Source organism: Pseudarthrobacter sp. J1763 (assembly GCF_050490295.1).
Classification (GTDB): domain Bacteria; phylum Actinomycetota; class Actinomycetes; order Actinomycetales; family Micrococcaceae; genus JBNPEO01.
Genome location: NZ_JBNPEN010000009.1, coordinates 88,218 through 102,994, shown reverse-complemented (window position 1 = coordinate 102,994; position 14,777 = coordinate 88,218). Strand labels below are relative to the sequence as shown.

Below are 14,777 nucleotides of genomic sequence, written 5' to 3'. Positions count from 1 at the left end.
TCCCGGTGCCGAATCGTTGTGGGCGTATCGATAGCATCCCTCCAGCGGTAATACGAGGACCGTGGAACACCGAGTTTCCGGCACATGAACGCGATCTTCTCTCCAGCGTTCTCCTCCTGCTGAACAAGGCGGTAGAAGTCTTCTACCGTTGCTCTTTGGCGATAGATGCGCTGAAACTTTTTTTAGGAATTCGTTCTCCCGTTCCACTTCACGTAACCGGATTTCCATCGCCTTGTACTTCGCTGCATCAACCGGGGTGTCCGGTGTTCGGGCGCCGCCAGTCTCGCCTTCACGGTCGAGCCTGATCCAGCGTTTGAGAGCGGTCAGGGAAACGCCAAGCTCAACGGCTACCAGAGCTAATGGCCGGCCAGAGGAACTAGCCAACGCAACAGCATCAGCCTTGAACTCATCAGAATAGGTGGGTCGAGAAGACATGAGAACAATCCTTTCAAAGACTGTCTCAGATCAGTAGTACACCTCAGCAACCCCAGCCCTGACAAAAGACCAGCCGCACTTCCGCGCCCGTATGGACCGAGTCGACGCATCAGGAACCGTCAGCCTGCGCTACGGAGGTCACCTCCTTCACCTCGGCATCGGGCGAGCATACAAATACGACAAGGTCCGGTTGCTAGTACACGACACCGAAGTCATAGTCATCCATCACGACACAGCAGAAATCATCGCCGAATACATCCTCGACGACACCAAGGACTACCAGGCAAAAAAGAAACACCCCGGTCCGAAGACCGAGGTGTAACTATATTCATCCCCACAAAAAGTGGGAACGATGTCCCGAGACATAGTGAGAACTATGACCCGAGACATCACAATTGTGCCCGAGGTGGGATTCGAACCCACACACCTTTCGATACTGCATTTTGAGTGCAGCGCGTCTGCCGTTCCGCCACTCGGGCGCGGAAACACTAGAGTCAAGTAACCTTTTGGTTCCCTCCGCGACTCAGTGCGCGAAACTACTCTACATGCATATAGGCTAAAACCAACAATCGAGCATTGGCGGCAAGGGTGGCGTCATCGCGACTAAACTTTAAGCGTCCCACTACCCCGCTCTCGAGGAGATCCTGTGTCAGAACAGACGGATTCAACCAGCCCCGCCCAGCCCGCGCGCCGCGTGGTGGTAGCCGAGGATGAAACACTTATCCGCTTGGATATTATTGAGATTCTCCGCGGTGAGGGCTACGACGTCGTTGGCGAAGCCGACAATGGCGAAAAGGCTGTTCAGCTAGCCGAAGAACTCAAGCCGGATCTGGTCCTGATGGACGTCAAGATGCCGGTCATGGACGGCATCACCGCTGCGGAAAAGATCGTCAAAGCCCGCATTGCCCCGGTGGTTCTCCTCACTGCTTTCAGCCAGAAAGAACTTGTGGAGCGCGCACGGGACGCCGGCGCCATGGCCTACGTGGTGAAGCCGTTTACCCCGGCCGATCTCATCCCCGCGTTGGAAATCGCTCTTTCTCGCCACGAAGAGATCAAAGCCCTCGAAAATGAGGTCTCTGACCTGCAGGAACAGTTCGCCACTCGCAAGCTTGTAGAGCGCGCTAAGAGCCTTTTGACCACCAAGATGGGCCTCACTGAGCCGGAAGCTTTCCGCTGGATCCAGAAGACCTCCATGGACCGCCGACTGAGCATGCGCGAAGTTGCCGAGACCATCATTAACCAGGTCAACTAGTTCGCAACTAAATACTCAAAAAATAAGGAAGGCTCCCACCTCGGTGGGAGCCTTCCTTATGTGCAACTAGATCTTGCCGTTGCTCTTTTTCTTCTTTTCAGGCCACGGGCCAAGCTTTTCCTTGTTAACCGGAACACCGTCAGACTTCTTGGTGTCTGCCAAGTCGCCCACACGGTGAACCTTCAAGGAGTTCGTGGAGCCAGCTTGTCCGGGAGGGGAACCGGCAGCGATAACCACCAGGTCACCATCTTCTACCAAGCCACTCTCGAGCAGGCTACGGTCCACCTGCGCCGTCATGTCATCAGTGTGGTCCACCATCGGCACCAGTAACGGCGTAATGCCCCAAGTTAGTGCCAACTGGTTCCAGACCTGCTCCACAGGAGTGAAAGCGAAGACCTGCTTGATTGGACGCAAACGGGACAGACGACGCGCAGAATCACCGGACTGCGTGAAAGTACAGATGTACTTCGCGTCAATTTGGTCAGCGATTTCGACGGCGGCGCGAGTGATTGCTCCACCGCGAGTCTTGGGCTTGGTACCCAATGGGGGGACGCGCTCGAGGCCGTGCTCTTCAGTGGACTCAATGATCCGAGCCATGGTCTTAACGGTCTCGATGGGGTACTTACCAACACTGGTTTCGCCCGAAAGCATGACAGCGTCAGCACCATCCAGAACGGCGTTCGCGCAGTCAGATGCTTCAGCGCGAGTAGGACGCGGGTTATCGATCATGGACTCAAGAACCTGAGTTGCCACAATAACCGGCTTGGCCCAGCGGCGAGCCAATTCAACGGCGCGCTTCTGAACGATCGGTACCTCTTCAAGCGGCAGCTCCACACCGAGGTCACCACGAGCCACCATGATCGCGTCAAACGCATCAATGATCTCAGACAACTGCTCAACGGCCTGCGGCTTCTCGATCTTGGCGATCACCGGCACACGGCGGCCCTCTTCGTCCATGATTTCGTGAACGCGGACAATGTCCGAGGCATCACGGACGAAGGACAAAGCCACCATGTCAACGCCACGCTGCATAGCCCAGCGCAGGTCGGTCTCGTCTTTTTCACTCAGTGCAGGTACGTTGACCGCAACTCCAGGCAAGTTGATGCCCTTGTTGTTGGACACAACACCACCAACAGTTACCTCTGCGACTACCTTGACGGCGTCCACCTCAATGGCACGCAAGGCGACTTTACCGTCGTCGATCAGCAGGGCGTCACCAACCTTGACGTCCTCGGTCAGGCTCTTGAGGGTGGTGGAGCAAATGTCCTTGGTACCTGGAACATCCTCGGTGGTGATGGTGAAGATGTCACCCACGGCAAGGGCATGAGGACCATCAACAAAGCGGCCAAGACGAATCTTGGGGCCCTGGAGGTCAGCCATGATCGCAACAGCCTTACCCAATTGGGCGGATGCCTTGCGAACGTTCTCGTAGGTGTTGTCATGTACTCCATGGTCACCATGGCTCATGTTCATGCGGGCCACATCTACGCCGGCTTCCAACACGGCAAGCGTGTTTTCAAAGCTGGCGATGGCCGGGCCGAAAGTGGCCACAATTTTTGCGCGTCTCATATACCTACCCTAGTTCTTACAACTACTCATTAGATTTCTAACGTCTGAATTTCTGGCGACTAAAGAACGGAGATCGCCTTATCGGTGGGTGCCACCGGTGCCGGAAGGATGGTACTACCCATCAAGAATTGATCAACGGCTGCAGCGGCGGCCCGGCCCTCGGCTATGGCCCAGACAATCAGGGACTGTCCGCGGCCAGCATCGCCGGCCACAAAAATGCCTTCAGTGTTGGTCATGTAGTAGCCATCGCGTGCCACGTTGCCGCGGCCATCGAATTCTGCTTTTACCTGTTCCTGGATGCCAGCTGGCTCAGCGCCGGTGAAACCCAGTGCCAAGAAAACCAGGTCAGCAGGGATCACACGCTCCGTACCGGCCTTGGGCAGTCGCTTGCCGTCTACAAATTCTGTCTCGGCAACTTTCACGCCGGTCAGTTTGCCGTCTTGACCCACAAATTCAACGGTGGACGCCAAGTAGCTGCGCTCACCGCCTTCTTCATGGGCGCTAGCAACTTCAAACAGCGTGGGGAAGGTTGGCCATGGCTGGTGAGCTGCACGCTCTTCCGGCGGCTGCTGACCAATAGCCAATGTAGTCACTGATGCCGCTTGGTGGCGGTGGGCGGTACCCAAGCAGTCAGCCCCAGTATCGCCACCGCCCAAGATCACTACGTGCTTGTCCTTGGCGTGAATCTGAGATTCCAGGGACTCCCCTGCCACCGCGCGGTTGGAGGGAACCAAGTAATCCATGGCGAAGTGAACGCCGTCCAGTTCGCGGCCGGGAATCGGCAAATCGCGCGGCACGGTGGCGCCGGTGCAAATAACGACGGCGTCATAGCGGCGTCGCAATTGTTCCCAGCTAACGTCGGTGCCCACCGAAACTCCGGTACGGAAGCGGGTCCCCTCCGCCTTCATCTGCTCGAGACGACGGTCCAGGTGTTCTTTTTCCATCTTGAAGTCGGGGATGCCGTAGCGGAGCAAGCCACCGATCTTGTCGTCACGTTCGTAGACGGCAACGGTGTGCCCCACGCGGGTGAGCTGCTGGGCAGCAGCCAAACCTGCGGGGCCAGAGCCAACCACAGCCACTGTTTTGCCGGTCAAACGGGTAGGTGGCAAAGGCTCAACCCAACCGTTTTCGAAAGCTTCATCAATGATAGAAACCTCTACCTGCTTGATGGTTACGGCTGGCTGGTTGATGCCCAAGACACATGAGGACTCGCACGGTGCCGGGCACAAACGTCCCGTGAACTCCGGGAAGTTGTTGGTGGCGTGCAAACGCTCAATTGCTTCCTGACCCTGGCCACGCCACGTAAGGTCATTCCACTCCGGAATGAGGTTACCTAGCGGGCATCCCTGGTGGCAGAACGGCACACCACAGTCCATGCACCGCCCGGCTTGGGCCTTGAGGACACCCTTTTCCTGAGCCTCGTACACTTCTTTCCAGTCCATAATACGAACCGGAACGGGGCGGCGGGGCTGCGTCTCGCGCTGGCGTACTTTCAAAAATCCGCGTGGATCAGCCACCGGTTACCTCCATGATTCGAGACCAGACTTCTTCGCCATCGGGGTCAAGGCCCTCTTCGATAGCATCTAGGCGTGTCTGCAGCACTGCTGCGTAATCGCGCGGGAGCACCTTAGTGATACGCGCTGCTGTGTCGTCAAAGTTCTCGAGTAAACGAGTACCGTGAAGCGATTCTGTTTCCTCAACGTGCTTCTGCAGGAGACCGTGAACAATGTCCCGATCCTCAGCATCAAGCGGCATGAGTTTCAGTTCGCCAGATTCCACAGCTTCTTTGTTGACCCGTTCAGGACGCAAGTCCAAAACGTAGGCCGTTCCACCGGACATACCAGCGCCGAAGTTGCGGCCTGTGCGTCCTAGGATCAGCGCTTGTCCACCGGTCATGTACTCACAACCGTGATCGCCAATACCTTCAACCACTGCTGTGGCGCCTGAGTTGCGGACCATAAAGCGTTCGCCCACTTGGCCGCGCAAGAAAATCTCTCCGCTGGTGGCACCGTAACCGATCACGTTGCCGGCAATCACGTTGCGTTCGGCGGCGAAAACGTTTGTGCGGTCCGGACGGACAATAATACGTCCGCCGGAAAGGCCCTTACCCACGTAGTCATTTGAATCGCCAAAGAGCCGCAAGGTAATACCGGCTGGCAAGAAAGCACCCAATGACTGCCCGGCAGTACCGGTGAGCGTGACATCAATGGTGTCCGTGGCAAGCGTTTCAACACCAAACTTCTTGGTTACCTCATGGCCAAGCATGGTGCCCACAGACCGGTCCGTGTTGATGACCTCAAGGGAGATCTTCACCGGGCTGCGATCCGTAAGCGCCTCTGCGGACATGGTGATCAGTTGCTGGTCAAAGTGCTTATCCAACTCGTGGTTCTGAGTGGTGAGATTGCGCAAAGGAGCGTCATCGTCAAATTCCAGACCGTGCAGGATCGGATCCAGGTCAAGACCCTCGGCCTTCCAGTGGTTGATCGCATCCCGAGTGTCCAACACCTCAGAGTGGCCAATGGCCTCTTCCAAGCTGCGGAAACCAAGCTCTGCCAGGATTTCGCGAACTTCTTCAGCCAAGAATTCGAAGAAGTTGATCACAAACTCGGGCTTGCCACTGAAACGTGCACGCAGCTCAGGGTTCTGTGTTGCCACGCCCACCGGGCAAGTATCCAAGTGGCAAACACGCATCATGATGCAGCCCGAAACCACCAGCGGGGCCGTAGCAAAACCAAATTCTTCGCCACCCAGGAGCGCGGCAATGACCACGTCCCGGCCAGTCTTGAGCTGACCATCAACCTGAACCACAACACGGTCACGGAGCCCGTTGAGCATCAGTGTCTGCTGAGTCTCTGCCAAGCCCAACTCCCACGGAACACCAGCGTGCTTGAGCGAGTTCAGCGGCGAGGCGCCGGTACCGCCGTCGTGCCCTGAAACAAGTACGACGTCGGCCTTAGCCTTTGTCACACCGGCGGCCACTGTGCCAATACCCACCTCAGAGACGAGCTTGACGTGAACACGAGCCGAGGGGTTAGCGCGCTTGGCATCGTAGATGAGCTGCGCGAGGTCCTCGATCGAGTAAATGTCGTGGTGCGGGGGCGGCGAAATGAGCCCAACACCCGGCGTTGAGTGACGCGTGCGGGCCACCCACGGGTAAACCTTCTGGGCCATCAACTGGCCACCCTCGCCAGGCTTTGCGCCCTGGGCCATCTTGATCTGAATGTCTTGGGCGTTCGTCAGGTACAAACTCGTGACACCAAAACGGCCAGAGGCAATCTGCTTGATCGCCGAACGGCGCTCGGGATCCAAAAGACGCTCAACGTCTTCGCCACCTTCACCCGTGTTGGACTTACCGCCCAAACGGTTCATGGCAATAGCAAGCGTCTCGTGAGCCTCTTGAGAAATGGAACCGTAGCTCATGGCACCGGTAGAGAAGCGCTTCACAATCGAAGAAACCGGCTCCACCTCTTCCAGCGGAACTGGCGGGCGGACTCCGTTCTTGAACTTGAGCAACCCACGCAAGGTCATCAAGTTGGTTGACTGATCGTCAACACCGTTGGTGTACGCCTTGAAAATGTCGTAGCGGCGTTCGCGTGTTGCATGCTGTAAACGGAAAACCGTCTCAGGGTTGAACAAGTGTGGTTCGCCGTCGCGGCGCCACTGGTACTCGCCTCCACCCACCAGCGGGCTGTGCGGCTTCTCGATGCCCTCTTCCGGGTAGGCGAAGCCGTGGCGAGCGGAAACTTCTGCCGCGATCACGTCCAAGCCAACGCCGCCGAGCTGCGAACGAGTTCCAGAGAAGTATTCATCCACAAGCTCTTGAGACAATCCAAGTGCTTCGAAGGTTTGCGCACCACAGTATGAACCCACGGTGGAGATGCCCATCTTGGACATAATCTTCAAGACGCCCTTGCCCAGGCCCTTGATGAGGTTGTAAACGCCAGCTTCAGGCGTAACCCCCACAACATCGCCGGAGCGGATGAGCTCTTCAACGGTTTCCATGGCCAAATACGGGTTCACTGCCGAGGCTCCGTAGCCCACCAGAACTGCAACGTGGTGGACTTCGCGCACATCGCCAGCTTCTACCAACAGCGCTGTTTTGGTGCGGTTGGCACTACGCAGCAAGTGGTGGTGAACCGCGCTGAGAAGCAGCAAGGAAGGAATCGGCGCCCACTGGGCGTTCGAGTCGCGGTCAGAAAGGACCACATATTGAACACCACGGTTGATGGCACCGGAAACCTGCTCACAAATTTCGGTCAAACGGGCCCGCAGTGCTGCTTCGCCGCCTTCGGGGCGATACAAGCCGCGCACCTTGATGGCTACGCGATCGCCGTCGGCGTTTTCCAAGTTTGCAATCTTAGCCAGCTGATCGTTGTTGATCACCGGGAACGGCAGCGAGATTTGCGGCTGACGGACCTGTGAGGTGTCCAGCAAGTTACCGTTGGGACCAACAGCGCAACGCAGCGAGGTAACCAGTTCCTCGCGGATAGCATCCAGCGGCGGGTTAGTGACCTGCGCGAAGGACTGAACAAAGTAGTCGAACAGCAAGCGAGGACGCTTGGAGAGCACAGCTACCGGAGTGTCCGATCCCATGGCACCGAGTGGCTCAGCACCCTTGCTTGCCATGGGGCCCAAAAGGATCTTGAGTTCTTCAGTGGTGTAGCCAAAGGTGCGCTGGCGAATGTTGACCGAGGCGCGGGTGTGAACCACGTGCTCACGCTCAGGCAGATCCTCGAGGTTGATCAGGTTGTCCTTGACCCAGTCAGCCCACGGGTTCGCTGCAGCGATCTCCGCTTTAACCTCTTCGTCAGCAATGATGCGTCCGGCTTCGGTGTCCACCAAGAACATCTTCCCCGGCGAAACACGGCCCTTTTTGACCACGTTGGACGGCTCAATATCAAGCACACCAACTTCTGAGGCGAAGACGATCAGACCCTCTTCGGTGATCCAGTAACGTCCCGGACGCAGGCCATTGCGGTCCAAAGTTGCGCCAACCAAATTACCGTCGGTAAAGGATACTGCTGCAGGGCCGTCCCACGGCTCCATCAACATGGAGTGGTACTCGTAGAACGCACGGCGAGCCGGATCCATCGTGGCGTGGTTTTCCCAGGCCTCGGGGATCATCATCATGATCGAGTGAGTGATGGGGCGGCCGGAGAGCCACAAGAGCTCAGCTACCTCGTCAAAGGAGGCTGAGTCAGAAGCGCCCGGGGTGCAGATGGGGTACAACTCTTCAGGCGAATCACCCAAAAGCGGGCTCTGCAACTGGGATTGGCGTGCACGCATCCAGTTACGGTTTCCCTTGACCGTGTTGATTTCACCGTTGTGGGCAATGGTGCGGAACGGCTGAGCCAGCGGCCATGACGGGAACGTGTTGGTGGAGAATCGGGAGTGAACAATAGCCAGTTTGGTCTTAAACCGCTGGTCTGAAAGGTCAGGGTAGAACGGTTCCAGCTGAGCTGTGGTCAGCATTCCCTTGTAGACAATCGTCCGTGAGGACAGCGACGGGAAGTACACACCGAACTTGTTTTGGGCACGCTTGCGGATACGCCAAGCACGAGAATCGAGCTCGTTGCGGTCCAGCACTTCGCCGTTTTCGGTAGCGAAGAACGGCTGCGAGAAGTAGGGCATACATGCTCGTGCCATGGCACCTACAAGATCGGCCACAATCGGCACTTCACGCCAACCAAGAACCTTAAGCCCTTCGTCTTCAGCGAGAGCTTCAATGCCAGCTTTGGCCGTCTCAGCTTCGCGATCCACCGCAGGCAAAAACGCTGTACCTACGGCGTATTGTCCGGCTGGCGGCAAATCGAAGTCGGTGACCGCGCGGAAGAACTCGTCAGGGACCTGCATCAGGAGGCCGGCCCCGTCGCCGGTACCTTCGTCTGCGCCCACAGCGCCGCGGTGCTCGAGGTTGCGTAGCGCAGTCAGGGCCTTGGCCACAATGTCATAGCCTGGCTCGCCGCGCAGGGTGGCAATAATGGCCAAACCACATGCGTCACGCTCTTGGTCAGGACTGTAGAGTCCCTGAGCTGCAGGCATATTAGCGAAACGCTTGAACGGGGACTCAACGCCACTGGGGGCCGTTGGTGTGCTCCCGTTAGGGATTTGAAGCTCTCGAGTCATGACTGAACGTCCTTCCTCCTGGTCGTGCCTACGGAGGGGACAACACTGGCCCCACGATGTTGCCCGTGTGACGGGCGCAACAAGGCGATACTTACTGAGAATTGTAAGGCAGATGCTCTACGTTAACGAATGGTTACGTACTTCTGACCACTAGCTGGACAAGTACGCTGCCGCAACGCCACGTTGAGCCCTCATCTGCCTGAACGAGCGTCCACTGAAGGGTGTTTCAGTCTTGCTTGTTTGCGGGTCCGGATTCAGTATCTGATGCGCCTGTTTCCGGGGCACTTTGTTGGCGATCGGTACCGGTCTTAGTACCTAGATCGCCGTGAGTTGCTGCGAGACTATCACGTTGTTCACTCTTTGAGACGGTGGTGTCCGAATCACGGACAACCGTGGCGCCGTCGTTATTCTCATCCTTGCTGATTTCTTCCGCAGCAACCAGCTCAGGCTCCCCACCACGCAAGTACACTGTGTCCGGGTTTGGACGTGCGCGCAGCGACAGGGCAATGAATACGATCAGTGCCAGAACAAAAACGGCAATGCTTGTCCAGACATTCAAACGTGTGGTGATGCCAAAGAAAGTGATGTGCTGGGCATCATCAATACGAAGGTATTCGATCCAGACGCGACCCAGGGTGTAGTACATCGCGTAGAGCCAGAAGAGGCGGCCGCGTCGGAACTTAAAGCGTCGGTCTAGAACCAACAAGATGACAACGCCAACTACGTTCCACACGAATTCGTACAGGAATGTGGGGTGGAAAAGGGTTCCGGGAGCCATACCAGCCGGGAAATTTGGGCTAGCCGAATCAATCTGCAGGCCCCAGGGCAAGGTGGTGGGCGCTCCGAAGAGTTCTTGATTGAACCAGTTGCCCCAACGGCCAAGAGCCTGGGCCAACAAGAGGCCGGGAGCTGCTGCGTCAAGGAATGCTGGCAACTTCACGCCTGCGCGGCGGCAACCAATCCAAGCACCAAAGGTTCCTAGGACCACGGCACCCCAAATACCCAAACCACCTCGCCAAATCTGCGGGATAAGGCTCAAATCCCCGGTGCCGTCAAAATGCGGCCCAAAGTAGGCGTCAGGCGAGGAAACCACGTGGTACAAACGCCCGCCGATGATCCCAAATGGAATGGCCCAAATGGCAATGTCCCAAAGGCTGCCCTCCGGCGCCCCGCGGCGTTTCCACCGAGCTCCAGTGAGCGCCAAGCCCGCAACAATTCCAGCCAAGATGCACAATGCATAAGCGTGAATCGTGATGGGGCCTATGGAAAAACCCGACCAATTGGGGCTGGGGATGGACGCTGCAACGTGAACCGCAGCGTTGACCGGAGCTGAAACGATCATCGACATAAAAACTAGTCCTGTTCTACTGGGACAAGCCCAGAGCTGAGGGTTCTGGTGAGCTCAGCGACCGCCGGAACGCCGCCATCACGAATAGCGGCAACCAACGCGGTTCCTACGATCACACCGTCAGCGTAGGCTGCTATCTCGCGCACATGATCAGCATTTGAAACACCCAACCCCACACAAACGCGTTCGGCGCCAGCAGCATGCGTGTCATCAACAAGTTTCTGAGCTGTCCCGCTCACGGCGGAGCGCGCACCTGTGACACCCATAATTGACACCGCGTACACAAAACCGCGGCTCGCTTCAACCGTTGCGGTGAGCCGTTCAGGTGTGGACGAGGGCGCAACCAAAAACACTCGGTCTAGTCCGTACTTGTCCGAAGCCACAAACCATTCGCCAGCCTCTTCGGGGATGAGATCAGGAGTGATGAGCCCGGCTCCCCCAGCCTCGGCCAAGCGACGGGAAAATTCATCCACGCCCATCCGGACCACAGGGTTCCAATACGTCATGACCAAAACGGCAGCATCTGTCTTGGCCGTGATACCAGCCACTACGTCAAAAACGCTCGCTACCCTAAAACCATTGGCAATGGCTTCGGTGGTAGCTGCTTGAATCACAGAACCGTCCATCACCGGATCGGAGTACGGAATACCAATCTCAATGATGTCGGCGCCGTTCTGCGCCATGGCAATTCCGGCGTCGATCGTTGCCTGAACATCGGGGTAGCCGGCTGGCAAGTACGTTACTAAAGCGGAACGTCCTTGGGCCTTGGCTTTATCAATGGCTGTGGCTGATTTGCTCACGAATTCCTGGCTCATGCCGGACCTACCTCACTGGCCTTCTGCTGCGATCCCTTGGCACTACGTGTGGACAGGTTGGTGCCTTTGACGCTTCCATCTTCGTCCAAAAGGTCAAAGTACTCAGCTGCCGTCTCCACATCTTTGTCTCCACGGCCGGAGAGGTTCACAATTACAACCTTTTTGGCGGCGTCCTCGTGTTCCTGGGCAAGCCGTTGTCCCACCTTGATCGCGCCGGCCAAAGCGTGTGCCGATTCGATCGCGGGGATGATTCCCTCGGTTTGGCACAGAAGCCGGAACGCATCCATAGCCTCAGCATCAGTAATCGGCTCGTAGCTAACACGGCCAATGTCCGCCAAATAGGAATGCTCCGGGCCAACGCCTGGGTAGTCCAATCCTGCTGAAATGGAGTGCGATTCGATGGTTTGACCGTCTTCATCCTGCATCAGGTAAGAACGTGCTCCGTGCAGCACGCCTGGACGGCCTAAGGTAATGGTGGCTGCGTGGCGACCGGATTCAACGCCCTCGCCACCGGCTTCGAAACCGTAGATCTTCACTGACGGATCATCCAAGAAACCGTGGAAGATGCCGATGGCGTTTGAACCGCCACCGATGCACGCACACACTGCATCCGGCAAGCTGCCGGTTTGTTCAATAATCTGAGCGCGCGCTTCCTCACCAATAACCTCGTGGAAAAAGCGGACCATGGCTGGGAAAGGGTGCGCTCCAGCAGCAGTGCCCAAAACGTAGTGAGTATTCTCAACGTTGGCTACCCAGTCACGAAGCGCATCGTTAATGGCGTCCTTGAGCGTCTGTGAACCATTCGTCACCGGAACAACCGTGGCACCGAGCAACTGCATTCGAGCAACGTTTAGTGCCTGACGCCGGCAATCTTCAGCGCCCATGTACACAACACATTCCAGCCCCAACAAAGCGGCAGCTGTGGCACTTGCTACACCGTGCTGACCTGCGCCAGTCTCGGCAATCAAACGGGTTTTACCCATCCGTTTTGCCAACAGTGCCTGACCCAGGACGTTGTTGATCTTGTGTGAGCCCGTGTGGTTGAGGTCCTCACGCTTGAGGAAGATTCGGACTCCCCCAGCATGCTCAGAGAAGCGCTTGGCCTCAGTCAAAAGGCTGGGGCGGCCTGAATAGTTTTTGTTGAGTTCGGCAATTTGGTCCAAAAACTCAGGGTCAACTTTGGCCTTCTCAAAAGTTTCCTCGAGCTGATCCAACGCTGCAATCAACGATTCGGGCATCCAGCGTCCACCGTAGGAACCAAAGTATGGTCCAGCGGCGTGGCGCAAGGACGGCTCCCCCGCAAGAAATGAGTCAACCGGCGAATCGCCGTTAGTGTCTTGGGGGTCAGAGGTGGTTGAGTCAACCATCGCAGTCACCGTCCTGTTCGCATTTGGTTCAATGGTTTGAGTTGACTTGATCGCTAGCTTTAGCGGGAAGTCATAGCTTGGGCGCCGATTGCGCGAAACTCTGCGATCCGTTGCGCCGGTTTGCCGTCGCTGACCAGAGCTTCGCCAACCAGTACCGCGTGAGCGCCGTGGCTCGCGTAGTCGGCTACATCTTGTGCACTGCGCACACCGGATTCGGCAACAACAATCGCAGAGGCCGGAATGCGGTGAGCAAGGCTGGCGAATATACCGCGATCAACATCAAGAGTTTTGAGATTGCGCACGTTCACACCAATGATCTTGGCACCCAGCGCCACAGCGCGGTCAATTTCATCCTCGGTATGCGTCTCCACGAGCGCGTTCATACCCAGGCTGTGAGTCAGATCCAAGAATTCGCGCAATTTGGCGTCGCTAAGGGCAGCCACAATAAGCAGAATGAGGTCAGCCCCGTGTGCGCGGGCTTCCCAGATTTGGTACTCGTCAACTGTGAAGTCCTTACGCAGCAAAGGGATGCTGACACGTTCGCGGACGGCATCCAGATCTGACAGGCTGCCACCAAAGCGGCGCTGTTCAGTCAGAACACTGATCACCGACGCACCACCGTCTTGGTACTGCTCAGCTAGAGCTGCCGGGTCTGAAATACCAGCCAATGCACCTTTAGAGGGGCTCTTGCGCTTAATCTCAGCGATCACCCGCATCTGCTCACGCGGCAACTCATCGCCACCCAAGGCGGCGTAAGCATCGCGTGCAGCTGGCGCGGACAGCGCAATTGCCTTCAGGTCCTCTAAGGCGAGGTCCCGACGTCGTACGTCTAGGTCTTCAGTGACGCCAACAATAATGTCCTCGAGGACGGTCACGCTTAGTGGCCGTTGCTTTTCAGCTTGCTGCCGCCCACACCGTAGCCGGCTTTGCGCATGCCAAAACCAACCAGCAAACCAATAAGCATGACCACAATGCCACCCCAGAAAATGGGGGCGCTGGCGATCACGTAAGCGATGCTAGAAACCAGGGCACCAAACAACATGATGAACACGGTGGTCCAAGCGGCCGGGCTGTTGCCGTGGCCCAAATCTGCGCCATGCAACGGCAAATCAACGTCGCTCTCGTGTGTGGAAGTGGAAGCGGTTGCTTTGCTCATGTCTATCTCCTCAGGGTGAATACTGCTTACATTCTGCCATTATTTGACCCCATCTGAGGCCTTCGCGTTACGTTGGGTCTTCTCCGCGGGAGAGGCTGTCCCAACTGTCGATTTCGTCCAAGTCCTCAGATGCCTCATGCTCGGCGTTGGTCCCCTCGCCGGTGCCTGAAGCGGCAGCCGCTGCGGCGGACTTATATCGTGTGTTCTGCTTCCAGTGCCGACCAGCCAAAAGAAGGACGACGGCGGATAGCGCCAAGAGCACCCCCGCCACCATCGCGATCACAGGAAACACTGTGGTTTGTACGTCTGCGTTCCCCTCTGCAATGCCGGTGGCCGAAGCGATGGCGCTCTGTGCAGCACTGAGCGGATCCGCCAAGACCGTGGCGCCTGCAGAAACAATTCCTGCTGCGGAGATCACAATCATCACGGCAATAATCCAGCGAGCAACGCGGCCCGCAATGGAAGCGGCCAGCGCGCCAGCCAAGGACACTAACGCCAAGGCAGTCACAGCTGTAGCGGCTTTGGACCCAGCAACTTTCAAGGGTGCCACGCGTACCTCGCTGGGATCCAGCGTGACGTTGAGCCACGTTTGGGTGGTGGTACCAAAGACCACCAAGGCCAAGGCTACCGTCAGGAGGACTACCGTGCCCTTACGGGCCCAACGCGGCGTGGTGGCCGAGCGCGAGACTGTAGTTTCGGTTATTTTTCC

The 14,777-nt window shown here is 57.2% G+C and carries 12 protein-coding genes and 1 tRNA gene; 2 read left to right on the top strand and 11 right to left on the bottom strand.

Annotated features, from left to right (window positions below):
* Nucleotides 1-435: transposase (locus ACQQCD_RS10480; RefSeq protein WP_430267761.1), on the bottom strand; the 435-nt coding region annotated here is incomplete at its 3' end.
* 91 nt (nt 436-526) lie between these two features.
* Between ACQQCD_RS10480 and ACQQCD_RS10475 the strand changes: the two genes are divergently transcribed.
* Nucleotides 527-757 (top strand): hypothetical protein, encoded by a 231-nt coding sequence (locus ACQQCD_RS10475; RefSeq protein ID WP_430268327.1) that lies wholly within the window; start codon nt 527-529, stop codon nt 755-757.
* A 76-nt stretch (nt 758-833) separates the two neighbouring features.
* On the opposite strand, the gene ACQQCD_RS10470 is transcribed toward ACQQCD_RS10475, so the two are convergent.
* Nucleotides 834-914: transfer RNA gene (locus tag ACQQCD_RS10470), tRNA-Leu, on the bottom strand.
* Between the two features lie 167 nt (nt 915-1,081).
* On the opposite strand from ACQQCD_RS10470, the gene ACQQCD_RS10465 reads away from it, so the two are divergent.
* On the top strand, nt 1,082-1,687 hold the full coding sequence (locus ACQQCD_RS10465) for an ANTAR domain-containing response regulator (RefSeq protein WP_430268326.1): 606 nt from the start codon (nt 1,082-1,084) through the stop codon (nt 1,685-1,687).
* Between the two features lie 66 nt (nt 1,688-1,753).
* On the opposite strand, the gene pyk is transcribed toward ACQQCD_RS10465, so the two are convergent.
* The 9 genes from pyk to ACQQCD_RS10420 form a co-directional block, all read right to left on the bottom strand.
* Nucleotides 1,754-3,256: a pyruvate kinase gene (gene pyk / locus ACQQCD_RS10460; protein WP_430268325.1), complete on the bottom strand. Its 1,503-nt coding sequence runs from the start codon at nt 3,254-3,256 to the stop codon at nt 1,754-1,756.
* Nucleotides 3,257-3,315: 59 nt separating this feature from the next.
* Nucleotides 3,316-4,773, bottom strand: a complete 1,458-nt coding sequence (locus tag ACQQCD_RS10455) for a glutamate synthase subunit beta (protein WP_430268324.1) — start codon at nt 4,771-4,773, stop codon at nt 3,316-3,318.
* Nucleotides 4,766-9,382: a glutamate synthase large subunit gene (gene gltB / locus ACQQCD_RS10450; RefSeq protein WP_430268323.1), complete on the bottom strand. Its 4,617-nt coding sequence runs from the start codon at nt 9,380-9,382 to the stop codon at nt 4,766-4,768. Before gltB ends, ACQQCD_RS10455 begins: the two co-directional genes overlap by 8 nt.
* A 226-nt stretch (nt 9,383-9,608) precedes the next feature.
* Entirely contained in the window at nt 9,609-10,730 is a 1,122-nt protein-coding gene (gene lgt, locus ACQQCD_RS10445) for a prolipoprotein diacylglyceryl transferase (protein ID WP_430268322.1), read from the bottom strand.
* 5 nt (nt 10,731-10,735) lie between these two features.
* Nucleotides 10,736-11,545 carry a tryptophan synthase subunit alpha gene (trpA, locus tag ACQQCD_RS10440; RefSeq protein WP_430268321.1) on the bottom strand — a complete coding sequence of 270 codons (810 nt, stop codon included), beginning with the start codon at nt 11,543-11,545 and terminating at the stop codon, nt 10,736-10,738.
* On the bottom strand, nt 11,542-12,912 hold the full coding sequence (gene trpB / locus ACQQCD_RS10435) for a tryptophan synthase subunit beta (protein WP_430268320.1): 1,371 nt from the start codon (nt 12,910-12,912) through the stop codon (nt 11,542-11,544). Before trpB ends, trpA begins: the two co-directional genes overlap by 4 nt.
* Nucleotides 12,913-12,971: 59 nt before the next feature.
* Nucleotides 12,972-13,787 (bottom strand): indole-3-glycerol phosphate synthase TrpC, encoded by an 816-nt coding sequence (gene trpC / locus ACQQCD_RS10430; RefSeq protein WP_430268319.1) that lies wholly within the window; start codon nt 13,785-13,787, stop codon nt 12,972-12,974.
* A gap of 2 nt (nt 13,788-13,789) precedes the next feature.
* On the bottom strand, nt 13,790-14,068 hold the full coding sequence (locus ACQQCD_RS10425; protein ID WP_430268318.1) for an HGxxPAAW family protein: 279 nt from the start codon (nt 14,066-14,068) through the stop codon (nt 13,790-13,792).
* A gap of 67 nt (nt 14,069-14,135) precedes the next feature.
* Complete coding sequence (locus ACQQCD_RS10420) at nt 14,136-14,771, bottom strand: Trp biosynthesis-associated membrane protein (RefSeq protein ID WP_430268332.1); 636 nt, start codon at nt 14,769-14,771, stop codon at nt 14,136-14,138.
* Between the last annotated feature and the right edge of the window lie 6 nt (nt 14,772-14,777).